Origin of the sequence: Sphingomonas metalli, from assembly GCF_014641735.1 — a bacterium.
Classification (GTDB): domain Bacteria; phylum Pseudomonadota; class Alphaproteobacteria; order Sphingomonadales; family Sphingomonadaceae; genus Sphingomonas; species Sphingomonas metalli.
Genome location: NZ_BMIH01000003.1, coordinates 164,564 through 190,824, shown reverse-complemented (window position 1 = coordinate 190,824; position 26,261 = coordinate 164,564). Strand labels below are relative to the sequence as shown.

The following is a 26,261-nucleotide window of genomic DNA, read 5'->3' as shown; positions in this document are numbered from 1 at the left end:
GGAGCGGTACGCCTGCCCGGCAGGATGGTTGCTGAACGCCGCAGTCAGCGCCCCGTCAGGCAATGGTGACGAAGCTGTCCATCACCCGCTTGCGCCCGGCGCTTTCGAATTCGATCTCGAGCTTGTTGCCCTCGATCTCGGCGATCGCGCCGTAGCCGAATTTCTGGTGGAAGACCCGCATGCCGGGCGACAGGTCGTCCCGTCCCTTGTTGCCCAGGCTGACGGCGCTCGAGCGGGTCTCGACGATCCGCTTCGGCGTGGTGGTGAACGTCGACTGATTGCCGAGGCTGCCCGCCGCCCGCTGCCAGCCCGGTCCGCGGCCCGTGCCGCGCGCGACATTGGCAAAGGGGTCGGCATGTTCGGACCAGTTGGCGCGCCACAGGCTCTCGCCACCCGACATGGTCGTCTCGCTGTCGATATGCTCGGCCGGCAATTCGCCGACGAATCGGCTCGGGATCGACGACGTCCACTGTCCGTAGATGCGGCGATTGGCCGCATGGATGATCGTCGCCCGCCGGCGCGCCCGGGTGATGGCGACATAGGCGAGGCGGCGTTCCTCCTCCAGGCTCTTGGTGCCGCCCTCGTCAATCGCGCGCTGCGAGGGGAACAGCCCCTCCTCCCAGCCGGCGAGGAAGACGGTATCGAACTCCAGCCCCTTGGCGGCGTGGATCGTCATGATCGTCACCTCCGCCTGCCGGGCGTCGCCGTCGCGCTCCATGACGAGCGAGACATGCTCCAGGAAGGCGCCGAGCGACTCATACTCCTCCATCGCACGTACCAGCTCGGAGAGGTTTTCCAGCCGCCCGGCGGCCTCGGCGCTCTTCTCCGCCTGCCACATCGCGGTATAGCCGCTCTCGTCGAGGATCTGCCGTGCGAGCTCGGCATGCGGCAGCGACTGCGCCATGTCGCGCCAGCGCGCGATATCGCCGACCAGCCTTCCAAGCGAACGCCGCGCCTGCGGCGTCAGCTCGTCGGTGTCGAGAATCCGTGCGCCCGCAAGGGTCAGCGGCAGCCCCTCGGCGCGGGCGAGCTGATGGACCTTGGCCAGGGCCTTGTCCCCCAGGCCGCGCTTGGGCGTGTTGACGATCCGCTCGAAGGCAAGGTCGTCCGACGGCTGGTTGACGACGCGCAGATAGGCGATGGCGTCGCGGATCTCGAGCCGCTCGTAGAAACGCGCGCCGCCGACGATGCGATAGGGCAGGCCGATCGCGATGAAGCGGTCCTCGAACTCGCGGGTCTGGTGCTGGGCGCGGACGAGGATGGCGATATCGTCGAGACCGGTGCCGCTGCGCTGCGCCGCCTCGATCTCCTCGCCGACGCGTCGGGCCTCCTCGGGGCCGTCCCACACGCCGAGCACGCGCACCTTCTCGCCGGCGTCGAGCTCGGTCCACAAGGTCTTGCCCAGCCGCCCGCTATTGTGTGCGATCACGCCGCCCGCCGCGCCAAGGATATGCGGGGTGGAGCGATAGTTCTGCTCGAGCCGGATGACCTTGGCGCCGGGGAAATCCTTCTCGAAGCGCAGGATGTTCTCGACCTGGGCGCCGCGCCACGAGTAGATGGACTGGTCGTCGTCGCCCACGCACGCGATGTTGCGCCGCTCCTGCGCCAGCAGCCGCAGCCAGAGATACTGGACGCTGTTGGTGTCCTGATATTCGTCGACCATGATGTAGCGGAAGCGCTGCTGATACTGCTCCAGCACGTCGCGATGCGTCCTCAGGATCACCAGCATGTGGAGCAGCAGGTCGCCAAAGTCGCAGGCGTTCACGGCTTTCAGCCGGTCCTGATACTGCTGGTACAACTCGCCGCCGCGCCCGTTGGCGTAGCGTTCGCTTTCGCCGGCATCGATGTCGCGCGGAGCGAGCCCCTTGTTCTTCCACTCGTCGATCAGTCCGGCGAGACTGCGGGCGGGGAAGCGCTTCTCGTCGATATCGGCCGCAAGGATCAGCTGCTTGAGGAGCCGCAGCTGGTCGTCGGTATCGAGGATGGTAAAATTGGATTGCAGTCCGACCAGCTCGGCATGACGTCGCAGCATCTTGGCGCCGATCGCGTGGAACGTACCGAGCCAAGGCATGCCCTCCACCGCCTCGCCGACCAGCCGGCCGACGCGCTCGCGCATTTCGCGCGCCGCGCGGTTGGTGAAGGTGACCGCGAGGATCTCGCTCGGCCATGCCTTGCGGGTGTAGAGCAGATGGGCCAGCCGCGCGGTCAGTGCCGCGGTCTTGCCGGTCCCGGCACCGGCGAGCATCAGCACGGGGCCGTCGGTGGTCAGCACCGCCTCGCGCTGCGGCGGGTTGAGCCCCTTCAGATAGGGCGGATCGGCAAGCTGCTGGTCGTTCACCGTCGAACAGTTAGGGAACGGGGAGACAAGGAGCAAGTCAATCAAGGTGCTGGCGCCATGGCTGCACCGCGTCACAAATCGGACGCGCGATCGTCGCGCAAACGAAACGACTTCGCGCTAGCGGGCCGCTGCCGGCGAGTGGCGGGATCGGAGACGGGGATCGCCCGGGGCCGGTGACACGCGGCCGCGACGGGCACCGCAGGAAAACAGGAGCCAATCCATGTTCACCCGTTCGACCACCGCGCTCGCGGTGGCCCTCATCGCGTCTGCGCCGGCGATTGCCGCCGGCGAGCGCGAGACCGTCCGCACCGCCGTCCGCTATCGCGACCTCGATCTGTCGAACGCCGCCGGTCGCGCGACGATGCAGCAGCGCATCGATCAGGCGATCCGTCGCGCCTGCGCCGCCAGGGCCTCTGATCTTGCCGGCCTCGCCGACAGCGCGCGTTGCCGGTCCGAGATGCGGCGCGATGCCGAAGTCCAGCTTGCCGCGGTGCGCGCGAAGAACACGCTGGTCGCCTCGACCCAGCGCTGACCGGCCAGCGCAGCGGCCGGAGAGCCCCGGCCGCTGCCTGCCGCCGCCCTGCCGACCAGGGCGGGCGACGGCTCCAGTCGATCAGGCGGCCTCGAACCGCCCGTCGTCCTGCAGCACGCGCAGCTTGCCGTCGGCGATCGCGAACACCGCGCCGTGGATCTTGAGCTCGCCGGCTTCCAGCGCCTTCTGGATGAAGGGGAAGGTCTTGAGGTTCTTGATCGAGACCTTGACGCCCTCCTGCTCGAGCGCAGTCTGCCCCTCGGGGCCGGTGCCATGCTGGTGCACCACCTTCTCGCGCGCTTCGTCGAGCAGGCCGATCCACTCGGCCACGAAGCCGCCTTCACCCGGCTTGGAGTCGGCGAGGCTCTGGGTCAGCGAGGCGTTGACGCCGCCGCAGGCGCCATGGCCGAGCACCAGGATCTCCTCGACCTTCAGCTTGGTGACCGCGAACTCGACCGCCGCCGACACGCCGTGCAGGCCGCCCGAGGCATCGAAGGGCGGAACGAGATTGGCGACGTTGCGCACCACGAAGACCTCGCCGGGGCGCGAACCGAAGATGGTCGCCGGTTCGACGCGGCTGTCGGAGCAGGCGATGATCATCACCTTGGGCTGCTGCCCCGTCGCCAGCTCGCTCCAGCGTTCGCGCTCCTGCTGCCATTCGCCGCCGCGGAAACGATAGTAGCCGTCGATCAGATCGGTGAAGTCGGTCATTGTCGCACATGCTCCGTTGATGGTTTCCGATTGAAACCGGACCGGACCCATGCGGTTCCGTCCGGTCGCCGCAGCCCGATACAGGCGATGCCCTAAACATGACAAGTCTGTCATGTTGACCGATCGCGATGCGCTTTCCATGTGACATTCGCCCGCCCGGCACCTATCTGCGCCGCATGACCGAGATGACACCGCTGGCCCGGCCCGAACGCCCCCGCAAGCCCGACTGGATCCGTGTCAAGGCGCCGACCTCGCTCGGCTTCGCCGAGACCAAGGGGCTGATGCGCCGCCTCGGCCTCGCGACCGTGTGCGAAGAGGCGGCCTGCCCCAACATCGGCGAATGCTGGACCAAGAAGCATGCGACGGTGATGATCCTGGGCGACACCTGCACCCGCGCCTGCGCCTTCTGCAACGTGAAGACGGGCATGCCGCGCGCGGTCGACCCGCTGGAGCCCGAGCATGTCGCGGTCGCCGCGGCGGAGATGGGGCTGAGCCATATCGTCATCACCTCGGTCGATCGCGACGACCTGCCCGATGGCGGCGCTTCGCAGTTCGTGAAGGTGATCCAGGCGCTGCGCCGGAACACCCCGTCGACCACGATCGAGATCCTGACGCCGGACTTCCGCAACAAGGCGCAGGCGGCCGTCGAGTCGATCGTCGAGGCGCGGCCGGACGTCTACAACCACAATCTCGAGACCGTCCCGCGGCTCTATCCCACGATCCGCCCGGGCGCCCGCTACTATGCGTCGCTGCGCCTGCTGGAGAGCGTCAAGCGCCACGATCCGTCGATCTTCACCAAGTCGGGCATCATGCTCGGACTGGGCGAGGAGCGGCTGGAGGTGCATCAGGTGATGGACGACATGCGCTCGGCCGACATCGATTTCCTGACCATGGGCCAGTATCTCCAGCCGACGCCGCGCCATGCCAAAGTCGCCGAATTCGTGACGCCCAAGGCGTTCGACGCCTATGCCGGGATCGCGCGCGCCAAGGGCTTCCTGCTCGTCGCCTCGTCGCCGCTAACCCGGTCGAGCTATCACGCCGGCGACGATTTCGAGCGGCTGCGCGCGGCGCGCGAGGCGAAGCTCGGGAAGTCGCCGGCCAGGACGCTCGCCGGGGCCTGATGCCGCAGCATAGCGAGACCCGTCATCTGCCCTACAGCCCGGAGCAGATGTTCGACCTGGTAGCGGACGTGAAGCGCTATCCGGAGTTCCTGCCCTGGGTCAGCGCCATGCGCGTGCGCAAGGACGGCGAGACCGAGACGCTGGCCGACATGATCGTCGGCTTCAAGGGCCTGCGCGAGACCTTCACCAGCCGTGTCGAGAAGCTGCGGCCGGAGCGGATCAGCGTCGACTATGTTGACGGCCCGCTCAAGTATCTTCGCAACGACTGGCGCTTCCGCGCCGCTGCCGACGGGGGCTGCGACATCGACTTCTCGGTCGACTTCGCCTTCAAGAACCGGGTCTTCGAGATGCTGGCCGGACAGGTGTTCGGCCAGGCACTGCGGCGGATGATCGGGGCGTTCGAGGCGCGGGCCGACGTGCTCTACGCGGGCTCCGCTTCGGCCGCGGCGGGCGGCAGCAACAGCTCCAGCGCGCACAACGCCGCCTGAAGCCGGATCGCCCCGCGACCCAGGCCCGGGTCGAACTGGCGCTTGTCGGCATGGATGTCGTCGGGATCGACGCCCTTTTCCGCCACCCCGAAGACGACGGTGCCGACCGGCTTCTTCTCGGATCCGCCGCCCGGACCGGCGATACCCGTGATCGCCACGGCGACGTCGGCACCGGTTGCCTCCTGCGCGCCGCGCGCCATGCTCCACGCAACCGCGACCGACACGGCGCCGAAGGTTTCCAGCACGTCCATGCTGACGCGCAGCAGCTTCGCCTTCGCCTCGTTCGAATAGGTGACGATCGAGGCTTCCAGCACGTCCGACGAGCCGGGCACCTCGGTCAGGGCCGCGGCGACGAGACCGCCGGTGCAGCTTTCCGCCACCGCGATGCGACGGCCCGCGGCGCGGTTCTCGTCGATGACCCGCCGGGCGAGATCGGTCAGCTGGGTCGGAAGGAGCGTATCGGTCATGGCTGTACCGGACAGAGGGGGAGCTGCGGGACCGCGGCCTTGCCGGCGCGTGCGCGGTCGGCCTTGAGATAGCGTAGGACCGTGACGACGATCGAGGCGGTGTTGCGCGGCGACAGAGGCTCGAGCTGCGTCACCAGCCGATCGACGGTGGCGCAATCGCCCAGATCGATCCGGCCGACGATCTGCGGCACCACGACGCTGGTGATGACCGGGCGGGCATAGTCGGACTGGAGCAGCATCTCCACCGCGGGATCGCTGAGCTGGACGATCGCCGCCTTGGCATCGGGCCAGGCGCGATCCGCCGCCGCCTGGTAGCGGACGATCAGCGGACTGTCGGCGCGGCGGATCAGGCTGGCGGACGGCAGGCGTGCCGCGCAGACCCGCCCCGTCTCCCGGAGGATCTCGGGCAGGGCGACCAGCGCGAGCGATTCGGCCTCGGCATCGGTGACGCAGCGCCGCTGCGCTTCGGCGGGACCGGCGAGCAGCGCAAGCCCGGCGAGGATGGCGGTGACGCCCTTCATCGCGGCAGGCCGGGCAGGCTGACGGTCGCGACGGCTTGCGCCGCGATGCCTTCGCCGCGACCGGTGAAGCCCAGCCGTTCGGTCGTCGTCGCCTTCAGGCTCACCCGAGCGGGATGGAGGCCGAGGATCTCGGCGATCCGCGCGACCATCGCGGAGCGGTGCGGTCCAATCTTCGGCGCCTCGCAGATGATCGTCAGGTCGACGAAGTCGATCCGGCCGCCCTGATCCGCGATCAGCTTGCCCGCATGCGCCAGAAACCGGTCGGACGAGGCTCCCTTCCACTGCATGTCGCTCGGCGGGAAGTGGGTGCCGATGTCGCCGGCCGCGATCGTACCGAGCAACGCGTCGGTCAGCGCATGGAGCGCGACATCCGCGTCCGAATGGCCCGAAAGGCCTCGGTCGTGCGGGATCAGGATGCCGCCGAGCCACAACTCCTCGCCATCCTCCAGTCGATGCACGTCATAGCCGGACGCACTCCGCGTCTCCCAGCGTAGCCGCGCCTCGGCCGCAGCGAAATCCTCGGGATAGGTGACTTTTTCGAGCATCGGATCGCCCTGCACCAGAACGACGCGCCCGCCAAGCCGCCGCACCATCTGCGCGTCGTCCGTCGCGACCGCCGCGGCAGGCCAGCCTGCATGCGCCTCGACGAGGCGGGCGAGCCGGAATCCCTGCGGCGTCTGCACCCGGTGGAGGCCGGCACGGTCGACGACGCCGGCATCCTCCCTGCAGAGCGTGTCGACGACGGGGAGGGCGGGAACCACGCCGTCCGCATCGTCGAGCGCCGTGAGGACCCGATCGATCACCGCTGCCGGGACGAAGGGGCGGGCGGCGTCGTGAACCAGCACGCGCTCGACGGCATCGCCGAGCGCCGCGATACCCAGCGCCACCGTGTCGCGCCGCTCGGCTCCCCCGATCAGGATCGTCGCGCCCGGCCCCAGAACCTCGCGCGCCATCGCCTCCTGCCCCTGTGCGACCATCACGATCACGCGATCGACGGCAGGGTGGCTGGCGAAGGCATCATAGGCATGCGCGACCAGCGGCTTGCCGGCGACCCTGGCGAACTGCTTCGGAAGGGTCGAGCCGGCGCGCAGCCCCCGGCCCGCAGCGACGATCAGGGCAGCGGTGCGACTCATCGCGCGCCGCCTAGCCGAGCCGGGCCGCGCTTGCCAGACAGGGCGTGACAGGCTAGGGGCTGCCCGTTTTTCAGGCAGACCGATGCGCCCGCTTTCTCCCATCCAGATCGGCGATGTCCGGATCGATTGTCCCGTCGTACTCGCCCCGATGACGGGCGTCACCGACATGCCGTTCCGCACACTGGTCCGCCGCTACGGCTCGGGCCTCAACGTCACCGAGATGATCGCCAGCCAGGCGGCGATCCGCGAGACGCGGCAATCGCTCCAGAAGGCAGCCTGGCACCTGTCGGAAGAGCCCGTCTCGATGCAGCTGGTCGGCTGCACGCCCTATGAGATGGCGGAGGCGGCGAAGCTGGCCGAGGATCGCGGTGCGGCGATCATCGACATCAACATGGGTTGCCCCGTGCGCAAGGTGACGAACGGCGATGCCGGATCGGCGCTGATGCGCGACCTGACGCTGGCGGCCTCGCTGATCGACGCGATCGTCAAGGCGGTGCGCGCGCCGGTCACGCTGAAGATGCGGATGGGCTGGTGTCACGACAGCCTCAATGCACCCGAGCTCGCGCGGATCGCGGAGGATCTGGGCGTCAGGATGGTGACGGTGCACGGCCGCACCCGCAACCAGATGTACAAGGGCCAGGCCGACTGGCGCTTCGTGCGCGGCGTGAAGGAGGCCGTCTCGGTACCGGTGATCGTCAACGGCGACATCTGCTCGATCGAGGATGCGGAGGCGGCGCTCGACCAGTCGGGGGCGGATGGTCTGATGATCGGCCGGGGCGCCTATGGTCGGCCGTGGCTGCTCGGACAGGTGATGACCTGGCTGTCGGAGGGGCGTCGTGTCCCCGACCCCGACCTCGATGCGCAATATCAGGCGATCGTCGAACATTATGACGCGATGCTCTCGCACTATGGCACGATGACGGGCGTCAACATGGCTCGCAAGCATATCGGCTGGTATACGAAGGGGCTGCCGGGGTCGGCCGAGTTCCGCAACGCCGTGAACCAGGAACCGGATGCCGGCCGGGTCAAGGCGATGCTGGCCGACTTCTACGCGCCGTGGCGCGGGTCGGGGGAGCGGCTTGCAGCGGCCTGACGCCCCCCGGCGCGGACGGCCGGGTTTCGCTGATCTGTTTGCGGCGCTTCCCGTCGCCGCGCTGGTGATCGGCCCCGACGACCGGATCGCCCACGCCAATGCGCTGGCCGAGCAGACGCTGAACCTGTCCGAGCGACTGATGATCGGACAGCCGCTCACCGCCATCCTGCCGCCGCCCGAGGGGCGGGAGACGCATGACGGCTTCGGCTTCGCGGTCTACGACGTCGAGATCGCGACGGCACGCGGCGTGCGGATGCGCGTCGACTTCATCGAGGCGCAGATCGCCGATCATCCGGGCTGGCGAGTGGTGACGCTGCACAATGCGGCCAGTTCGCGGCGGCTCGGCCGGGCGAGCGAGCAGTCGGCCGGCGCCCGCGCGGCGGTGGGCGCCGCGGCGATGCTGGCGCACGAGATCCGCAACCCCCTGTCCGGCATCCGCGGCGCAGCGCAGCTGCTCGGCGACAACGAGCTGACCCGGCTGATCACCACCGAGGTCGATCGCATCGCCGGGTTGATCGACCGGATGCAGGAGTTCGGCGACACCCGCCCGCTGCCCCTGATGGCGGAAAATATCTATCCGCTCCTGACCCATGCCCGGAACCTCGCGCTGGCCGGCTTCGGGCGGGGCGTGCGGATCGAGGAACGCTACGATCCCTCGCTGCCCCCGGCGCTGGTCAACCGGGACGCCCTGACCCAGATCGTGATCAACCTTCTGAAGAACGCGCGCGAGGCGGTTGCGGCCGAACGGACGCCGTCGATCACCATCACCACCGCCTATCGCCACGGCATCACCCGCTCGGGCGGTCCCGACGGCCGCCGCGTTCCGCTGCCGATCGAGATCTGCGTCCTGGACAACGGGCCCGGAGCGCCGCCCGATATCGCCGAGCATCTCTTCGACCCCTTCGTGTCGGGCAAGCCGGAGGGGCAGGGGCTGGGTCTGTCACTGGTCGACAAGCTGGTCCGCGACATGGGCGGGCTGGTCCAATATGCGCGGGAAGGGGAGCCGCCCTGCACCGTGCTCCGCCTCCTCCTGCCCAGGGCCGCGACATGAGCCGAATTCTGGTGTGCGACGACGATGCCGCGATCCGCATGGTCGTGGGCCAGGCCTTGCGTCGCGCGGGGCACGACGTGACCTCGGTCGACAGCCTGACCGCGCTCGATCGCCAGCTGGCACAGGGAGTGCCCGACGTTCTGGTCAGCGACGTGGTGCTGCCCGACGGCGACGGCATCGAGCGGATGCGCGACGTGCGGGCCCGATTCCCGGAATTGCCGGTCATCATCCTGTCGGCGCGCAACACGCTGACCACCGCGGTGCGCGCCAACGAGGCCGGCGCCTATGAATATCTGCCCAAGCCCTTCGACCTCGACGCGCTGGCCCGCGCGGTCGATGGCGCGCTGGCCCGCGGGCGGGGCGGCTCGGCGGAACCCGACGGCCTGGCGGAGGACGCCGCGCTGCCGCTGATCGGGCGCTCGCCGGCGATGCAGGACGTGTACCGGGTGATCGCCCGCGTCGTGTCGAACGATCTGACCGTCCTCGTCTCCGGCGAATCGGGGACCGGCAAGGAGCTCGTCGCGCGGGCGATCCACGATCTCGGACCGCGGCGGGCCAATGCCTTCGTCGCGATCAACATGGCCGCGATCCCACGCGAACTGATCGAGGCGGAGCTGTTCGGCCACGAGCGCGGAGCGTTCACCGGCGCGGCGCAGCGGACGGCGGGCCGCTTCGAGCAGGCGGGCGGGGGCACGCTGTTTTTGGACGAGATCGGGGACATGCCGCTCGAGGCCCAGACCCGGTTGCTGCGCGTGCTCCAGACGGGGGAATTCACCACGGTCGGCGGCACCCGGACGATCCGTGCCGAGGCCCGGATCGTCGCCGCGACCAATCGCGACCTCGCCGATCAGGTGCGGACGGGGCAGTTCCGCGAGGATCTGTACTACCGGCTCAACGTCGTTCCCGTGACGCTGCCCGCCCTGCGCGAACGGCGTCAGGACGTGCCGCTCCTGGCCCAGCATTTCCTGACCCGCGCCGCGGAACAGGGCCTGCCCCGCCGGCGGCTTTCGGCCGAGGCGATCGCGGCGTTGCAGGCCTATGACTGGCCGGGCAACGTCCGCGAGCTCGAAAACCTGATGCGTCGACTGGCGGTGCTGTCGCGCGACGAGACGATCGATGCTCCGGCGGTACGCGCGATGTTCGGGACAGCTCCCGTCGAGGCCTCGGCGGTCGATCCGGATCTCGACGCGGCCGTCCGTGCGCTGATCGACCGGATCGCCCGCGAGCGACCGGAGGCGCTCGAGGACGGCACGCTGTACGATCGCGTCATCGGCGAGGTCGAACGCCCGCTGATCGAGGCCATGCTGTCGCGCCACGGGCACAACCAGCTGCGCGCCGCGCGCGCGATGGGGATCAATCGGAACACTCTCAAGAAGCGGATCGACATGCTCGGCATCGTGCCGGGTCGGAATGGAACAGCGAAAAGCTGAGTTGGCGAATTATGTGGTTTTAATGCAACAATGGAGGCTGTACGGCCGGTCCGATGATCGCAACCGCGACGCCTGCTGACATGGAAGACGCGTACCCGCGGCGCCGGCTGACGATCACGCCGGCGGTCGAGCTGCTGGTGCTCGCGATCACCGTCGCCGTCGCCATCACCAGCTATCTGTTGCTGGCCGGAGCGAACGACCCGCGCCGGCTGATCCCGCCGCCCTTCGTTGCGCTGCTCCTCGTCGCCAACCTCGTGCCGGGCATCCTGCTGCTGATGCTGGTCGGGCGGCGGATCGCCAAGAAGCGTGCAGCGTCCAGTCCGGTCGGCGGCGAGGGGCGGCTGCACGTGCGGCTCGTCGCGTTGTTCTCCACCGTGGCGGCGGTGCCGATCCTGCTGGTGACGATCGTCGCCTCGCTCTTGTTCCAATATGGCGTGCAGTTCTGGTATTCGGACCAGGCACGGGGCATGATCAACAATGCGACCGGGCTGGCCACCACCGCCTATCAGATGAGCATCGATCGCTGGACCAGCGAGGCCTCGGCCATGGCGAGCGACCTGGCCGCGACGCTGGAGCAGGAAGCGCCCGACAGCCCCGAATTTCAGCTCTACTTTGCCCGTCAGGTCTACCAGCGCAATCTCAACGAGGCGGCCATCTTCTATGCGGGCGGGCGTGGCGGCATCCGGTCGATCGCGCTGGTGAACCCATATGATCGCGACCTCAGCCAGGTCATCGACCAGCGGAAGATCGACGCCCTGAAGCGCGGCGACCCGTTCGTGGTGACGGACACCGGCCAACGCATCCAGGTGGTGACGCGGCTGCCCGGCATGGACGAGGCCTATCTCTATGCCGGGCGCCTGTCCGACATGCGCTTCATGAGCGAGCAGTCGACCCGGGCCCGCGACGTGCTGCGCGACTATCGCGCGCTGATCGCGCGGGCGCGGAGCCTCCAGCTCAAGTTCAATGCGGCGCTGCTGGCGATCTCGTTCGTCATCGTCGGCATCGCGGTCTGGATCGCACTCGCGGTCGCGGATCGGCTCGTGCGGCCGGTCGGCCAGCTGGTCGATGCGGCGCGGCGGGTCACCGCGGGCGATCTCTCCGCCCGGGTCCCCGATCCCCGCAGCCGCGACGAGGTCGGCACGCTCGCCAACGCCTTCAACCAAATGACAAGGCGGTTGCAGGAACAGAATACCGAGTTGCTGACCGCCAACGACCAGCTTGAGAGCCGTCGCGCCCTGATCGAGGCGGTGATGGCCGGCGTGTCGGCAGGGGTGATCGCCACGACCGAGGACCGCGTCGTCAGCATCGCCAACGCGTCGGCCGGCGCGCTGCTCGATGCGGACAGTGCGGGGCTGGTCGGTCGCGCGCTCGCCGATGTCGCGCCCGAACTCGACGCGCTGGTCCGCGAGGGGACGCGCGAAGCGGTGATCCAGATCCATGGCTGGCGGCGCGGCACCCGCACGCTCGCAGTGCGTTACGCCGAGATCGACCGTGGCCCCATCCTGACCTTCGACGACGTGACCGAGCAGCTGTCCGACCAGCGCCGCGCCGCCTGGGCCGATGTCGCCCGCCGGATCGCGCACGAGATCAAGAACCCGCTGACTCCGATCCAGCTCGCGGCGGAGCGGCTCCAGCGCCGCTATGGCGCACGGGTCGAGGCGAGCGACGACGGCACGTTCGGCCGCCTGACCGAGACCATCGTCCGGCAGGTCGGCGACCTGCGGCGGATGGTCGACGAATTCTCGTCCTTCGCGCGCATGCCCAAACCGGTCTTCCGGCAGGAGCCGCTACTCGACACCGCGCGCGAGGTCCTGTTCCTCCACGAGGTGGCTCACCCGGCGATTCACTTCCGGCTCGAGCACGAGGATCCCGCGCCGCTGCTCGTCTGCGATCGCCGCCAGATCGGCCAGGCGCTCACGAACATCGTGAAGAACGCCGTCGAGGCCATCGAGGGTCGGGGTCGCCTGCCCGATGGCGAGGCGGGCGAGGTGGTGCTGACCCTGTCTGCCCCGCAACCCGGCGAGGTGGTGCTGACCGTCGCCGACAACGGCATCGGCCTGCCCGAGGCGCGCGACCGGATCGTCGAGCCCTATATGACGACGCGCGCGCGGGGCACGGGCCTGGGCCTCGCCATCGTCAAGAAGATCGTCGAAGAACATGGCGGCACGATCGCCTTCGCCGATCGCCCGGGCGGCGGCACGATCGTGACGATCATCTTCGACGCCGCCCGTCTCGCCGCGCGCGACACGGGCGTACCCGCTACCGAGCCGGCAGGGGAGGGCCAGCTCGCCGCACTCATTCAGAATCGGACATGACCTGATGGCGCTTGATATCCTTGTGGTCGACGACGAGCTCGACATTCGCGAACTCGTGGCCGGCGTGCTGGAAGACGAGGGCTACGAGACCCGCGGCGCAGCCCATGCCGACGCCGCGCTGGAGGCGATCGCGGCCCGGCGACCGTCGCTGGTGCTGCTCGACGTCTGGTTGCAGGGCTCGCGCCTCGACGGACTGGAACTGCTCGACGAGATCAAGCGCCGGGATGCATCGATCCCGGTGCTCGTCATCTCGGGCCATGGCAGCCTCGACACTGCGGTCGCCGCGATTCGCAAGGGCGCGGTCGATTTCATCGAGAAGCCCTTCGAGGCATCCCGCCTGCTGCTGATGGTCGAGCGCGCGACCGAGAGCGAGCGGCTGCGCCGCGAGATCGCGACGCTGCGCGCGACCGCGGGCGGACCGGTCGACCTGACCGGAACCTCCGCGGCGATCAATGGCGTCCGCGCGACGCTGAAGCGGGTCGCCGCGACCGGCAGCCGCGTGATGATCGTCGGCCCGGCCGGCGTCGGCAAGGAGGTCGCCGCCCGCCTGCTCCAGGGCTGGAGCCAGCGCGCCAACGCCTCCTTCGTCATCGTCAGCGCCGCGAATATGGCGCCCGAACGGGTCGAGGAGGAGCTGTTCGGGATCGAGGAGGGCGGCGACCTGGTGCGCCCCGGCCTGCTCGAACAGGCGCATGGTGGCACGCTGTTCCTCGACGAGATCGCGGACATGCCGATCGCCACCCAGGCGCGCATCCTGCGCGTGCTGACCGATCAGAGCTTCACCCGGGTGGGCGGCAACCGGGTGGTCAAGGTAGACGTCCGGGTCATCTCGGCGACCGCGCGCGACCTGACCGAGGAAATAGCGGGCGGCCGCTTCCGCGAGGATCTCTACTATCGCCTCAACGTGGTGCCGGTGGTCATCCCGCCGCTTGCCGACCGGCGCGAGGACATTCCGCCGCTCGTCCAGCACTTCCTCGCGCGCTATGCGGGCGAGCGCCGCGTGCCCGTGCCGGAGATCGCGGCGGACGCGATGGTGGCACTGCAATCCTACGAATGGCCCGGCAATGTCCGCCAACTGCGCAACGTGGTGGAGCGTACCGTCATCCTCGCCCCGGGCGACCGGATCGGCCGGATCGATCTCGACATGCTGCCGGCGGAAGTCCTTGGCGGGGAAGGGGGCGGCGATCGGTCGACGACCGCGATCATGGGCGCGCCGCTGCGCGAGGCGCGCGAATCGTTCGAGCGTGAATATCTGCGCGTCCAGATCCGCCGCTTTTCCGGGAATATTTCGCGCACGGCGAGCTTTATCGGGATGGAACGCTCCGCGCTCCACCGCAAGCTCAAGCTCCTCGGCATCACCGAAACGCGCGAGGATTGAGGGGCGGGTGCTGGACGCTGATGGTCCGGCACCCTAGATTGATGGCAGCGGCGCCCGCCATGGTGCCGCCTGTCGATGCCGGTCAACGGCGCACACCTGCGGGTCACGGCCCGCCAACAAGAAGGCTCAATGCAAATGGCCGAAAAGCAGACCTCGCTGCAGGACCTGTTCCTCAACGCCCTCCGCAAATCGAAGACGCCGGTCACCATGTTCCTGGTCAAGGGCGTGAAGCTGCAGGGCATCGTCACCTGGTTCGACAATTTCTCGGTGCTGCTGCGCCGCGACGGCCAGTCGCAGCTCATCTACAAGCATGCGATCAGCACGATAATGCCCGGCGGCGCGTTCGACGCGGACGCGGTGGTCGATGCGGTGGGCGAGAACCAGCGCAAGCAGCCGCTGCTGCAGGAGCTGTTCCTGAACGCCGTGCGCAAGTCCGAAGATCCGGTGACCATGTTCCTGATCAACGGCGTGATGCTGCAGGGCCAGATCGCCGGATTCGACCTGTTCTGCATGTTGTTGCAACGCGAGGGCATGGTGCAGCTGGTCTACAAGCATGCCGTCTCGACCATCCAGCCGGCACGGCCGCTGAACCTGGCCGAAGAGCAGAACGAGGCAGTCGAGGATTGAGCACGGGTTTCGAACGCGATCGGGACGAATTCGCCCGCGGCGCGCGCGCCGTCGTGGTCCTGCCGGACCGCGGCGATTCCTCGCGCGACGCGGATGCGCGGCTGGAGGAAAGCGCCGGGCTTGCCGCGGCGATCGGGCTGGAGGTGGTGGATCGCGTCGCGCTTCGCGTCCGGCAGCCGCGTCCCGCGACCCTGATCGGCAGCGGCCAGGTCGAGGAGCTCGCCACCCGCGTGGCGATGGAAGATGCCAGCCTGGTCGTGGTCGATGCCGCGCTCACCCCGATCCAGCAGCGTAATCTGGAGACGGGCCTGAAGGCGAAGGTGATCGACCGGACGGGGCTGATCCTCGAGATCTTCGGCGAGCGCGCTGCGACGGCCGAGGGCCGCTTGCAGGTCGAGCTGGCCCATCTCGACTATCAGTCAGGCCGTCTGGTGCGTAGCTGGACCCATCTGGAGCGCCAGCGCGGCGGCTTCGGCTTTCTCGGCGGCCCGGGCGAAACGCAGATCGAGGCCGACCGGCGGATGATCCGCGACCGGATGGCGCGCCTGCGTCGCGAGCTCGAACAGGTGAGCCGCACGCGCGGCCTGCATCGCGAGCGGCGCCAGCGTGCGCCCTGGCCGGTGATCGCGCTGGTCGGCTATACCAATGCCGGCAAGTCGACGCTGTTCAACCGCCTGACCGGCGCGCACGTGATGGCCGAGAATCTTCTGTTCGCGACGCTCGATCCGACCCTGCGGCAGATCTCGCTGCCCGGGCTCGACAAGGCGATCCTGTCCGACACGGTGGGGTTCGTCTCCGATCTGCCGACCCAGCTCGTCGCCGCCTTCAAGGCGACGCTGGAAGAGGTCGTATCGGCGGACCTGCTGATCCATGTCCGCGACATCGCGCATCCCGATACCGAAGCGCAGCGCACCGATGTCGAGGGCGTGCTGGCGGAGCTGGGTGTGACCGACACGACGCCGCGCTTCGAGGCATGGAACAAGCTCGATCTGCTCGACGACGACGATCGGGCAGCGGTGCTTGCCGACGCGGCGCGGCGTGACGGGGTCATGACGATCTCGGCGCTGACCGGGGAGGGCGTCGACGCGCTGGTCGAGGCGGTCGCCGCGAAGCTGACCGAGGGGCACCGGCGCTATACGATCACGCTGCCCGCCTCCGATGGCGCCAGCCTTGCGTGGCTGCATGCGCATGGCGAGGTCGTCGACCAGCATGATGCCGACGAGACGGTGACCGTCGAGGTGCGTCTGGGCGCAGAGGACCATGCACGGTTCGAGCGACGGCTGGCGGAACGGGCGGAGTAGGGGCCGGAGTCGTTTTGTCCGGATCCGGACCAAGCGTGACGGAGGGTCAACGGTCTGGAGTCTGGCTCCGATCCGGTACGTTCTCGCCGGCCTTGGCCGTATTCCAAAGCGCCTCCTTGGCGTCGAGCGGCAGGCTGGCAAAGTCCCCGCCGGACGCGGCCTCCATGGCGGCGAAACGCCGCTCGAACTTGGCGTTGGCGGCGCGCAGCGCCTGTTCGGGGTCGATCCCCTTGTGGCGGGCCCAATTGACGACGCTGAACAGCAGATCGCCCATTTCCTCTTCCAGCGTGTCCGCGCCGGCGGCCTCGATCTCGGCCAGTTCCTCGTCGATCTTCGCGCGCGGGCCGCAGGCATCGGTCCAGTCGAAGCCGACCCGCGCGGCGCGGCGCTGCAGCTTGTCCGCGCGTTGCAGCGCCGGCAATCCCTTGGCGACACCGGCCAGCGCACCGCCGCCCGATCGCTCGTCCGCCTTCAGCGCTTCCCAGTCGGGGCGTTCGGCGGCGCCGCCGAAGATATGGGGATGGCGGCGCTCCATCTTCGCGGAGATCGCGTCGGCCACGTCGGCGAAGGCGAACAGGCCGGCTTCCTCGGCGATCCGGCTCTGGAAGACCACCTGGAACAGCAGATCGCCGAGTTCCTCGCGAATCGCGGCGGCGTCGCCACGGTCGATTGCATCGGCGACCTCAAACGCTTCCTCGATCGTGTAAGGCGCGATCGTGTCCCAGCGCTGCGCCAGATCCCATTCGCAGCCGCGCACGGGATCGCGCAGCGTCGCCATGATCGCCAGCAGGCGGTCGATCCCCCTCTCGCTCACAACAGATATCCGATAATCAACATTATGTAAAATACGCCACGAGGAGCCAGCCGAGGGCGAAGATCGCGATCCAGGCCAATGCCATGGGCACCCACTGACGCGCGGGCAGCCGTCGCGCCGCCAACGCGGACAGCGGCAGGATCAACAGCAACAGAGCCATCGCCACATCCGCCGTCTTGCTCACAGCGCGAACTCCAGCTTGTCATGGCCCGGCTCGATCCCGGGCGGCAGCGCGGCCGCGAGGGTCGCATAGTCCAGGCTCTGATCCATATGGATCAGGGCCGCGCGAGCCGGCGCAAGGTCGGCGCACCACGCAACGACCTGCGACACGGTCGGATGCGACGGATGCGGCGCGTGGCGAAGCGCGTCGACGATCCACAGGTCGAGCCCCTTGTAGAGCGACCGCATGTCCGGTGTCAGCTCATGGAAATCCGTAGCATAGCCGACGATCTTTCCGCCGGCACTGAAACGCAGACCCGTGCTGGTGCCCCGGCCGTGCGGCTGGTCCACGACCTCGATCGCGATGCCGCCGATGCTGAACTGATCCGGCAGCGTTTCGGCCGCGATCGTCGCGGGATAGCCCGGCTTGCCGGAAAAGGCGTAGCCGAAGCGATGTTGCAGTACCTCGAGCGTCCATGGCCGGGCGATGCCGCGGATCGGATGGCCGAGCGCGTGGAAGACCTGTCGCAGATCGTCGATGCCATGACAGTGATCCGCATGGTCGTGGGTCCAGATGACGGCGTCGAGCCGCGCGACGCCTGCCGCCAGAAGCTGCTCGCGCATGTCGGGACTGGTGTCGATCAGGATGCGGGTATCGTCATGCTCGACCAGCAGCGAGGCGCGGGTGCGCCGGTTGCGGGGATCGGCCGGGTCGCACGCACCCCAATCATTGCCGATCCGCGGCACGCCGGACGAGGTGCCCGAGCCGAGGATGCGCACCCTCACCCGTTCAGCCCTTCGTCTTGTCGAACAGGCGATGGAAATTGGCCGCGGTCCGCTCGGCCAGCGTCGCGGCGTCGTCGCCGCGCAGCCTGGCGAGAAAGGCCAGCGTGTCCGCGACGAACGCCGGCTCGCCCGGCTTTCCCCGATGCGGCACCGGCGCCAGGAAGGGCGCATCGGTCTCGATCAGTAGCCGGTCGATCGGCAGCCGGGCCGCCACCGCCTGAAGGGCTGTCGCGTTCTTGAAGGTAACGATGCCCGAAATGGATATATAAAGTCCTAACGCCAAAGCCTTGTCGGCGAATTCTCCACTGGCTGTGAAGCAATGGATGACGCCGCGATAGGCGCCCTTCCCCATCTCGTCGGCCAGGATCTCCGCGGTATCCTCTTCAGCGTCGCGGGTATGCACGATCAGCGGCAGTCCGGACTGGCGGCAGGCAGCGATATGGGCGCGGAAACTGTCACGCTGCCGCGCCCGATCGGAATGATCGTAGTGATAGTCGAGCCCGGACTCGCCGATCCCCACCACCCGCGGATGCCGGGCGCGCTCGACCAGCCGGGCGGTATCGACATGCGGATGCTGGTCCGCCTCGTGCGGGTGGATGCCGACCGTCGCCCAGACATCCGGCTCGCGCTCGGCGGTGGCGATCACGGCATCCCATTCGCGTTCGCGCGTCGCGATGTTGAGCATCGCGGACACGCCGCGTGCCCGCGCCCGCGCCAGGACACCCGGCTGGTCGTCCACCAGCCCTTCATAGTTGAGGTGGCAATGGCTGTCGGCAAGCATCAGGCCGGCTCCGCCTCGACCGGCATTTCGAGCCGGGGAAAGGCCGGCGTCGGCGTCGCAATGCGAAAGCCGCTGGCGGCCGTTCGCGCGTACCAGGCGTCATCGTCGACCGCGTCATGGTCGCGCGCCTCGGCGCCGAGGATGTCGAGGATATGCGCCGCGCCCCGCGGAACGACCGGCAGGATCGCGATGGCGAGCATCCGGATCGCGCGGACGAGCGTGCCGAGTACCGCGTGCATCCGGTCGGGATCGGTCTTGCGGAGCGACCAGGGCGCCTGCACGTCGATATACTGGTTGCAGGCATAGACGCCGCGCAGCCACGCCTCGATGCCCTGGCTGAGCATCAGATCCTCGAACGCCGTCTTCAGCCCGGCACAGGCGACCACGACCTCCTCGATCAGCATCGCGTCGGCCGGATCGCTGCGGCCCGGCTCGGGAAACGCGCCCTCCAGATTCTTCGCGATAAAGGACAAGGTGCGCTGGGCGAGATTGCCGAAGGCGTTCGCCAGTTCGGCATTGACCCGCGTCACAATGGCTTCGGCCGAATAGCTGCCATCCTGTCCGAAGCTCACCTCGCGAAGCAGGAAGTAGCGCAGGCCATCGACCCCGAACACCCGGGAGAGGTCGAGCGGATCCACGACGTTGCCGAGGCTCTTCGACATCTTCTCGCCGCGATGGAGCAGGAAGCCATGGCCGAACACCGTCTTCGGCAGCGCAATCCCCGCCGACAGGAGGAAGGCGGGCCAGTAGACGGCATGGAACCGGACGATATCCTTGCCGATCAGGTGCAGGTCGGCCGGCCAGTGCGGCATGGGACCGTGCGGATAGCCCGCGCCGGTCAGATAATTGGTCAGCGCATCGACCCACACATACATGACATGCCCCGGGCTGCCCGGGACCGGCACGCCCCAGTCGAAGCTGGTCCGCGACACGGACAGGTCCGACAGGCCGCCTTCGACGAAGCGCAGGATCTCGTTGCGCCTAGATTCCGGACGGATGAAGTCGGGATTGGCGTCGTACAGGTCGAGCAGCGGCTGCTGGTATTTGGACAGACGGAAGAACCAGGTCTCTTCCGCGGTCCAGGTCACGGGCGTGCCCTGCGGCGACAGCTTCGCCCCCCCTTCCCCGTCGACGAGCTCCTTCTCATCGTAAAAGGCCTCGTCGCGAACCGAATACCAGCCCTCGTACCGGTCGAGGTACAGGTCACCCGCCTCTGCCATCGCCTCCCAGATCGCCTGGCTGGCACGATGGTGATCGGCGTCGGTGGTACGGATGAAACGATCATAGCTGATCGCCAGTGCGTCGCACATCGCCTGGAAATGGCCCGACATCTCGTCCGCGAGAGCCCGCACCCCGATGCCGCGGTCGCGCGCTGTCTGGACCATCTTCAGGCCGTGCTCGTCGGTGCCGGTCTGGAAACGCACATCTCGCCCCGCCTGGCGCTGGAACCGGGCGATCGCATCGGCGGCGATCGCCTCATAGGCATGGCCGATATGGGGGCGGCCATTGGGATAGCTGATCGCGGTGGTGATGTAATAGGGCGCGGACATGGCGCTGCTCTAGGCGGCCGGGGCGATCAGGACAATGATCGAAGCGGACGCCGGCGCGCGCTCAGCGCAGCCGCGCGACGAGCCCCGCCATCTCCCAGACGGTGCCGCTCGCATCGAGCGACAGACCGCGCGCCGCGCCTGCGAGGTCGCGGGCCGCGGCATGCGCGTCGAGCGCGACCTTCAGTCCCGCCCCCTGCCGCGTGCGGGCCGATCGGGCGATGAACGCCGGCGCTCGATCGAGAAACGCCTCGTAGCGCGGCTGGGCGGCCTTGCCGGCGAGCTGCTTTGCCAGCGCCGAACGGCGTCGATTGTCTGGATCGCCATCCGCCGCGATCGCGGCGATAGCACCGTCGACCGCCGCCAGATCCAGCCCGGCGAAGCGCAGGCCGCGCCCGGGCGAACCCTCCGCCGCGGCAGTCAGCGCAGCGATCTCGGCATCCTCGGCGTCCGGCAAAGCCTCGCGCAGGATCGTCTCGACCAACCGATCGGGCAACGCCTCGAACCGCAGCAGCCGGCAACGCGAGCGGATCGTCGGCAGCAGCCGCCCGGGCGCATGACTGACGAGGAGGAAGACGGTGCCCAGGGGCGGCTCTTCGAGATTCTTGAGCAGGGCGTTGGCGCCATTGCGCTCGAGATCGTCGATCGCGTCGATCACCACGACGCGGCGGCGGCTCATCGACGGAGCCGTCGCGAACAGCGGCTGGAGCGACCGCACCTGGGCGATGGTGATCGACCGGGCGACCTCCCCCTCGGGCTTGTCGGCCTCCTTGGGCAGGCGCGCCAGCCATTTGAGGTCCGGATGCGAACCTGCATCGGCCAGCATCGTGGTCCGGCTGGTCGCAGGCACGTCGAGCCCGGGCGGCAACGCCTCGCCTGCCCCTTCGGCGAGCAGCCGCAGCGCGGCGGCCCGGGCGAACACCGCCTTGCCTACCCCTTCGGGCCCCGCCAACAGCCACGCATGGTGAAGCGCGCCGCCCCGCAGCGCTGCCATGAAGGCCGCGACGGCGCCGTCATGCCCTCGTGGCAGCATCGGCGGTTCAGCCGAAGAACCCGGTCAGGCCGTTCCACGCACGGCGGAAGAAGCCCGCCTCCGCGACATCGGTGGCAGCGACGAGCGGCAGACGCTGTTCGGGCACATCGGGCGACGAGATGACGAGGTCTGCGATGTGCTGGCCCGCCTTGATCGGCGCCTTGATCGGGCCCTGATAGACGACCTTGGCCGACAGCTCCGGCGCCAGGCCGGCCGGCAAGGTGACCTTCAGATCCTGGCCGGCGACGAGCCCGACGGTGCGCGCGCTACCCATCTGGACGTCGGCCGTTTCGACCTGCTTGCCCTTCGACGCGATCGGCTTGGCCTGCCACGCGCGAAAGCCCCAGTCCATGAAGCGCACCGACTCCTCGATGCGCTGGTTGAAGCTGTTCAGTCCGGCCATGACCATAACCAGCCGCCGCCCGTTCTGGATCGCCGAGCCGGTGAAACCATAGCCCGCCTCCTCGGTATGGCCGGTCTTCAGGCCGTCCGCCCCGGCGACGCGGCCCAGCAGCGGGTCGCGATTGGCCTGGGTGATCTCCGATCCCCCCATGGTCTTGCCCCAGGTGAAGTCCCGCCGGGAGTAGAACTGCTTGTACAGCTGCGGATAGTTTTCGATCGTCGCCTTCGCCAGCTGCGCGAGATCGCGCGCGGTGACATAGGTGACACCCTCGTCCGGCCAGCCGTTCGACGTGCCGAAATGGCTGTTCTTCAGCCCGATCTGCTGCGCCACGCGGTTCATCCGCTCGACAAAGGCTTGCTCGGAACCGGAGATATGTTCGGCCAGCACCACGCATGCATCGTTCCCCGACAATGTCACGATGCCGTAGAGGAGGTTTGCGATGCTGACCTGCTCGTTGGCCGACAGGAACATGGTCGAGCCTGCCGCGGGCCCATGCCAGCGCTGCCAGGTCTCGGGACGCACCGTCGCCATGTCGTTGAGCTTCAGCTCGCCGCGCTTGATCAGGTCGAACGCGACATAGACCGTCATCATCTTCGCCATGGAAGCCGGCGGCATGCGGCGATCGGCGTCGCGCTGGAACAGGATCGCGCCGGTCGACAGATCCTCTAGGAACGCGACCGGCGCAGCCGTCTGGAACTGCGGCGCGGCCGCGGTGGTGGGGCACGCGAGCAGCGCGGCCATGACGGGAGCGAGGATCAGCTTCTTCATGCTTCTGGGGTCCGTTGTCGGCGAATGTTCGATAGCGGGACAGACATAGCGGCGGTGGCCCGCCGCGTCACGCCTTCATCCGGCCACGGCGTCGGCGAGCAGGCCGACCGACAGTGCGTAGAAATTCGAGCAGTTGTAGTCGAGGATCACGCGGTAATTGCCGGTGATCAGATAGGCCGTCTCGCCGGGCCCGTCGGGTTCGATCAGCGTGGCCTGGACGGTGTCGGCCGGCCAGCGGCCCGCCAGCGGTGCGATGCCGAGCGCGCGCCATTCGGCGATCGAGCGCCACCCGCTGTGGCGCTCGAACACTCGCGGGCAGCGCGGGCTGACCAGCCGGTTCGTAATCGCGGAACGGTCGAAGCTGGCCGGAACCCCCACGGCCACGCCCCAGGGCTGGCCCGGGCGCCACCCGGCGTCGACGAAATAGGCGGCGATCGAGGCGAGCGTGTCCGCATCGCTGTTCCAGATATCGGCCCGGCCGTCGCCGTCGCCGTCCCGGGCGAGGCGCAGATAGATGGACGGCAGGAATTGCGGGTTCCCAGTCGCGCCCGCCCAGCTGCCCTTGAGGCGCTCGCGCGGGACACCCCGGTCGATCATCTTGAGCGCGGCGATCAGCTCGCCCTCGAACAGGGCGCGGCGGCGGCCGTCGAACGCCAGGCTGGCGAGCGAGCGGATCAGGTCGAAATTGCCGGTATAGGACCCGTAATTGGTCTCATGGCCCCAGATCGCGACCATGATCTCCTCGGGCACGCCGGTCTCGCGCTCGATCCCGGCAAGCCGTGCTCGCTGGGCCTGATAGACGCTGCGGCCGCGGCCGATCCGGGCGGCATCGACATGGGCCGCGCGATAGGGCGCGAAGGGTGAGAAGCTTGTGCTCTGCGGATTGCCCGGCTGCTGCCGGTCGAGGTCCACGACCCGCTGGTTGAGCGTCAGACCGGCGAACTCGCGGTCGAGGGTCGCGGGCGTCACGCCCTGCGCGATGGCGCGGGTCCGAACCTCGGCGAGATAGGTGGCAAACGGATCGACCGCCGGCGCGACGGCGGGCACCGGCTGCACGACCTCCTGCGCGAGGGCAGGCATGGCGGACGACAGGGCAAGGCAGAGGAGCGACAGGCGAAGCATGCCCGCTTGTCGTTTGCACGGCACAACAGGGCAACCCTGATCGTCGCCGGACTTGCACGGCCCGACGCGCACGCTATGCGAAGTCCCACCGCGGAGAGGTGGCCGAGTGGTTTAAGGCAGCGGTCTTGAAAACCGCCGTGGGTTCACGCCCACCGTGGGTTCGAATCCCACCCTCTCCGCCACCCGTCGCTTCGCCTCAGGGCATCATGAACCGCCATCGCCCCGCATCGCTGCGCGGATCGAAGCGGGCGAGCGTCGGGGTGCTGGTGCCGATAGCCATCAGGGCGAGATCCTCGCCCTTGCGCTGCAGCTTGGGCGTGATCCGATAGCTGCCGTCGGTCAGCTGGTCGATGCGCCAGAGCTGCGCGTCGGCGCCGGTGTAACCGGGCGCGGCCTCGACCTCGCCGGCGGCGGTCGTCGCCAGCACGCGCTGGGTGCCGGTGATGCCGATCCGGTAATAGGGCGCACCGAACCAGCCGCCCTTGTCGGGCTGGGGCGCGATGGTCCACAGCTGGTTCGGCCGGCGCATATAGGCGGACAGATCGACCCGGATCGCCCCCGCCGGCCACTGGCCCTGCATATCGGCGAGCGTCTGGTCGGGGACCGGCGAGACGGGGTCGGTCGGCTTGGCCATGAAGCTGCGCCGCGCGTCGAACGGGATGCGGACGAAATCCACCTTGAGCTGGAGCGCGTTGCCGCTCCGCTCCGACATGATCTCATAGTTGCCGGGCTGGACGTTGCTGCCCGCGACCGGCCAGCCGTCGCGCCAGATCAGCGGCTCGATGCCGAGTACGCTGCGTCCGCTGCGGTCGAGATCGGACTCATAGTGCATGGAGAATTTCTCTATTTCGCCGCCCAGGTCGATCAGACCGAAATGACCCGGGCCCTGATGCCGGCCGCGCGCGCTGACCACCAGCTTGCCGCCGCCCTTGAGCAGCGGCACGCCCATATTGTCGACATAGGGTCCGGTCACGCTGCGCGACCGGCCGACGCGGATGTTGTAGGTCGAGTTGGGCCCGTCGCAGCAGGTACCGTGGGTGCCGAGCAGATAGTACCAGCCGTCGCGATGGAGGAGCGCGGTCGCTTCCATGTCGATCGCGATATCGACCGGCTGATTGCCCGCGACCCGCTGGCCGGTACGCGGATCGAGCTCGACGATGCGAATCGAGCCGAAATAGGTCCCGTAGCTCAGCCACAATCGTCCATCGACCAGCAGGAAGGCAGGGTCGATCGCATCGTTGTTCTCGATCCCGTCGCTCGAGGCGACCACGCCGACATCGTGATAGCCGAAGTCGGGCGACTTGGGATCGAGCGTCTTGGTCCACATGATTTTGACCTGGCTCGCATGCCCGCCGGACATGCCGCCACCGCCGACCGCATAGGCGACGTAGTAGCGATCGCCGATCCGGATCACGTCGGGCGCGACCCCGCCGCCGGGGCGCTCCGCGCCACCCTGCCACGTCCAGCCATCCTCCGAGATCAGGCCGCCGCCGCGCGTGCCGAACGTGTACCACTTGCCGTCGGACTGGGTCACCGTCGACGGATCGTGGATGAAGACCTGGCCCGCGAGCTGCGCGGCGGCGGGAGCGGCGGTGCCGGCGGCCAGCGCCAGCCAGACGAGCGTTCGGTTCATGGTGCCCCTCCTCACTTCACGGTCAGCGTCAGGTCGCGGACCGGCCGGCCGGCCTCGTCGACGAACCGCGCGCAGAAATCGCTGAGCCCCGGTCCGTTGATCACCGCGCCGCGGATGACGTTGCGGCCCTTCTTCAAAGTGATGCGGTCGGACAATACGTCGTCCATCACCATCCGCCGGTCGTCGAACGCCTCGACCGCCAGCCCGTCGTTCACCCACCAGCGCGAAGCGGAATTGGAGCCGATGGCGAGGCGGACGTTGCGCATCTCGCGCGGGCTGTTCACCACCGTCACCACCCAGAAGATCACGCCATATTTGGGTTTGCCGAGCGCCTGGGCGAAGTTGAACAGCTTCACGTCCCACAGGCGGGAATCGAGCGCGTGCCAGCGGATCGGATCGGCGCCCGGCACCACCTCCCCGTCGCGCGGCAAGGCACCAAAGCGGCCCGGAAAGGTCTGGGGCGACAAGGCCTCGCGCACATAGGTCCCGGTGAACACCGCATTCGTCCGGTTCGGTTTGGCGAGCGGCTCCAGGATCAACCACCGCCGCAGAAACCCGTCCTCGTCCGGGGCCACGGGCTGGACGGAAGCCGGTGCGAAGAAGTCCTCCAGCGGCGGCACGGACGGCATCTGGGCGACGGCCGGTGCCGTGATCGACGGGAGCGCTAACATTATTGCACCCGCCACAGTCCCGCATTTTCCGATTGCCA

The 26,261-nt window shown here is 68.6% G+C and carries 25 protein-coding genes and 1 tRNA gene; 11 read left to right on the top strand and 15 right to left on the bottom strand.

Going from position 1 to position 26,261, the window contains the following annotated elements:
* Positions 1–55: 55 nt before the first annotated feature.
* Positions 56–2,338: an ATP-dependent helicase gene (locus IEX18_RS11195; RefSeq protein ID WP_268234948.1), complete on the bottom strand. Its 2,283-nt coding sequence runs from the start codon at positions 2,336–2,338 to the stop codon at positions 56–58.
* Positions 2,339–2,558: 220 nt separating this feature from the next.
* Between IEX18_RS11195 and IEX18_RS11190 the strand changes: the two genes are divergently transcribed.
* Positions 2,559–2,870, top strand: coding sequence for a UrcA family protein (locus IEX18_RS11190; RefSeq protein WP_188658859.1), 312 nt, complete (start codon positions 2,559–2,561; stop codon positions 2,868–2,870).
* Positions 2,871–2,951: 81 nt separating this feature from the next.
* Here the strand turns inward: IEX18_RS11190 and IEX18_RS11185 are convergent, their stop codons facing one another.
* Positions 2,952–3,581, bottom strand: a complete 630-nt coding sequence (locus tag IEX18_RS11185; protein WP_188658858.1) for a carbonic anhydrase — start codon at positions 3,579–3,581, stop codon at positions 2,952–2,954.
* A gap of 176 nt (positions 3,582–3,757) precedes the next feature.
* Between IEX18_RS11185 and lipA the strand changes: the two genes are divergently transcribed.
* Entirely contained in the window at positions 3,758–4,702 is a 945-nt protein-coding gene (gene lipA, locus IEX18_RS11180; protein WP_188658857.1) for a lipoyl synthase, read from the top strand.
* Positions 4,702–5,190 (top strand): type II toxin-antitoxin system RatA family toxin, encoded by a 489-nt coding sequence (locus IEX18_RS11175; protein WP_188658856.1) that lies wholly within the window; start codon positions 4,702–4,704, stop codon positions 5,188–5,190. The genes lipA and IEX18_RS11175 overlap by 1 nt, the downstream gene beginning before the upstream one ends.
* On the opposite strand, the gene IEX18_RS11170 is transcribed toward IEX18_RS11175, so the two are convergent.
* From IEX18_RS11170 to IEX18_RS11160, 3 genes are read right to left on the bottom strand one after another with little or no spacing between them, the layout of a single operon-like run.
* Entirely contained in the window at positions 5,124–5,657 is a 534-nt protein-coding gene (locus tag IEX18_RS11170; protein WP_188658855.1) for a CinA family protein, read from the bottom strand. The genes IEX18_RS11175 and IEX18_RS11170 overlap by 67 nt on opposite strands.
* The gene (locus IEX18_RS11165; protein WP_188658854.1) at positions 5,654–6,178 is read right to left on the bottom strand and encodes a hypothetical protein; all 525 of its coding nucleotides are present in this window, start codon (positions 6,176–6,178) and stop codon (positions 5,654–5,656) included. The genes IEX18_RS11170 and IEX18_RS11165 overlap by 4 nt, the downstream gene beginning before the upstream one ends.
* Positions 6,175–7,311, bottom strand: a complete 1,137-nt coding sequence (locus IEX18_RS11160; RefSeq protein WP_188658853.1) for a bifunctional 2-C-methyl-D-erythritol 4-phosphate cytidylyltransferase/2-C-methyl-D-erythritol 2,4-cyclodiphosphate synthase — start codon at positions 7,309–7,311, stop codon at positions 6,175–6,177. The genes IEX18_RS11165 and IEX18_RS11160 overlap by 4 nt, the downstream gene beginning before the upstream one ends.
* Before the next feature lie 82 nt (positions 7,312–7,393).
* Between IEX18_RS11160 and dusB the strand changes: the two genes are divergently transcribed.
* From dusB to hflX, 7 genes are all read left to right on the top strand, one after another.
* Positions 7,394–8,404, top strand: coding sequence for a tRNA dihydrouridine synthase DusB (gene dusB / locus IEX18_RS11155; RefSeq protein ID WP_188658852.1), 1,011 nt, complete (start codon positions 7,394–7,396; stop codon positions 8,402–8,404).
* Positions 8,325–9,455 carry a two-component system sensor histidine kinase NtrB gene (locus tag IEX18_RS11150; RefSeq protein WP_188658851.1) on the top strand — a complete coding sequence of 377 codons (1,131 nt, stop codon included), beginning with the start codon at positions 8,325–8,327 and terminating at the stop codon, positions 9,453–9,455. Before dusB ends, IEX18_RS11150 begins: the two co-directional genes overlap by 80 nt.
* Positions 9,452–10,885, top strand: coding sequence for a nitrogen regulation protein NR(I) (ntrC, locus tag IEX18_RS11145; RefSeq protein ID WP_188658850.1), 1,434 nt, complete (start codon positions 9,452–9,454; stop codon positions 10,883–10,885). The genes IEX18_RS11150 and ntrC overlap by 4 nt, the downstream gene beginning before the upstream one ends.
* Before the next feature lie 80 nt (positions 10,886–10,965).
* The gene (locus tag IEX18_RS11140; protein ID WP_229664533.1) at positions 10,966–13,200 is read left to right on the top strand and encodes a sensor histidine kinase; all 2,235 of its coding nucleotides are present in this window, start codon (positions 10,966–10,968) and stop codon (positions 13,198–13,200) included.
* 4 nt (positions 13,201–13,204) lie between these two features.
* Entirely contained in the window at positions 13,205–14,578 is a 1,374-nt protein-coding gene (ntrX, locus tag IEX18_RS11135; protein WP_188658848.1) for a nitrogen assimilation response regulator NtrX, read from the top strand.
* Between the two features lie 75 nt (positions 14,579–14,653).
* The gene (gene hfq / locus IEX18_RS11130) at positions 14,654–15,205 is read left to right on the top strand and encodes an RNA chaperone Hfq (RefSeq protein WP_188658847.1); all 552 of its coding nucleotides are present in this window, start codon (positions 14,654–14,656) and stop codon (positions 15,203–15,205) included.
* The gene (hflX, locus tag IEX18_RS11125; protein ID WP_188658846.1) at positions 15,202–16,506 is read left to right on the top strand and encodes a GTPase HflX; all 1,305 of its coding nucleotides are present in this window, start codon (positions 15,202–15,204) and stop codon (positions 16,504–16,506) included. Before hfq ends, hflX begins: the two co-directional genes overlap by 4 nt.
* 46 nt (positions 16,507–16,552) lie before the next feature.
* Here hflX and mazG read toward each other — a convergent pair whose 3' ends face one another.
* The 8 genes from mazG to IEX18_RS11085 form a co-directional block, all read right to left on the bottom strand.
* Positions 16,553–17,320 carry a nucleoside triphosphate pyrophosphohydrolase gene (gene mazG / locus IEX18_RS11120; protein WP_268234947.1) on the bottom strand — a complete coding sequence of 256 codons (768 nt, stop codon included), beginning with the start codon at positions 17,318–17,320 and terminating at the stop codon, positions 16,553–16,555.
* A 22-nt stretch (positions 17,321–17,342) separates the two neighbouring features.
* Positions 17,343–17,504 carry a hypothetical protein gene (locus IEX18_RS11115; RefSeq protein WP_188659475.1) on the bottom strand — a complete coding sequence of 54 codons (162 nt, stop codon included), beginning with the start codon at positions 17,502–17,504 and terminating at the stop codon, positions 17,343–17,345.
* On the bottom strand, positions 17,501–18,265 hold the full coding sequence (locus tag IEX18_RS11110; RefSeq protein WP_188658845.1) for an MBL fold metallo-hydrolase: 765 nt from the start codon (positions 18,263–18,265) through the stop codon (positions 17,501–17,503). Before IEX18_RS11110 ends, IEX18_RS11115 begins: the two co-directional genes overlap by 4 nt.
* Positions 18,266–18,269: 4 nt before the next feature.
* Positions 18,270–19,046: a TatD family hydrolase gene (locus IEX18_RS11105; protein ID WP_188658844.1), complete on the bottom strand. Its 777-nt coding sequence runs from the start codon at positions 19,044–19,046 to the stop codon at positions 18,270–18,272.
* Entirely contained in the window at positions 19,046–20,596 is a 1,551-nt protein-coding gene (gene metG / locus IEX18_RS11100) for a methionine--tRNA ligase (RefSeq protein WP_188658843.1), read from the bottom strand. The genes IEX18_RS11105 and metG overlap by 1 nt, the downstream gene beginning before the upstream one ends.
* 61 nt (positions 20,597–20,657) lie before the next feature.
* On the bottom strand, positions 20,658–21,626 hold the full coding sequence (locus IEX18_RS11095) for a DNA polymerase III delta subunit-related protein (protein ID WP_188658842.1): 969 nt from the start codon (positions 21,624–21,626) through the stop codon (positions 20,658–20,660).
* A gap of 7 nt (positions 21,627–21,633) precedes the next feature.
* On the bottom strand, positions 21,634–22,797 hold the full coding sequence (locus IEX18_RS11090) for a D-alanyl-D-alanine carboxypeptidase family protein (RefSeq protein WP_188658841.1): 1,164 nt from the start codon (positions 22,795–22,797) through the stop codon (positions 21,634–21,636).
* A gap of 75 nt (positions 22,798–22,872) precedes the next feature.
* On the bottom strand, positions 22,873–23,919 hold the full coding sequence (locus IEX18_RS11085; protein ID WP_229664531.1) for a lytic murein transglycosylase: 1,047 nt from the start codon (positions 23,917–23,919) through the stop codon (positions 22,873–22,875).
* A 92-nt stretch (positions 23,920–24,011) separates the two neighbouring features.
* Between IEX18_RS11085 and IEX18_RS11080 the strand changes: the two genes are divergently transcribed.
* A tRNA-Ser gene (locus IEX18_RS11080) sits at positions 24,012–24,101 on the top strand.
* A 14-nt stretch (positions 24,102–24,115) separates the two neighbouring features.
* On the opposite strand, the gene IEX18_RS11075 is transcribed toward IEX18_RS11080, so the two are convergent.
* Positions 24,116–25,552 carry a family 43 glycosylhydrolase gene (locus IEX18_RS11075; protein WP_188658840.1) on the bottom strand — a complete coding sequence of 479 codons (1,437 nt, stop codon included), beginning with the start codon at positions 25,550–25,552 and terminating at the stop codon, positions 24,116–24,118.
* Between the two features lie 11 nt (positions 25,553–25,563).
* Complete coding sequence (locus IEX18_RS11070; RefSeq protein WP_229664530.1) at positions 25,564–26,223, bottom strand: acetylxylan esterase; 660 nt, start codon at positions 26,221–26,223, stop codon at positions 25,564–25,566.
* Between the last annotated feature and the right edge of the window lie 38 nt (positions 26,224–26,261).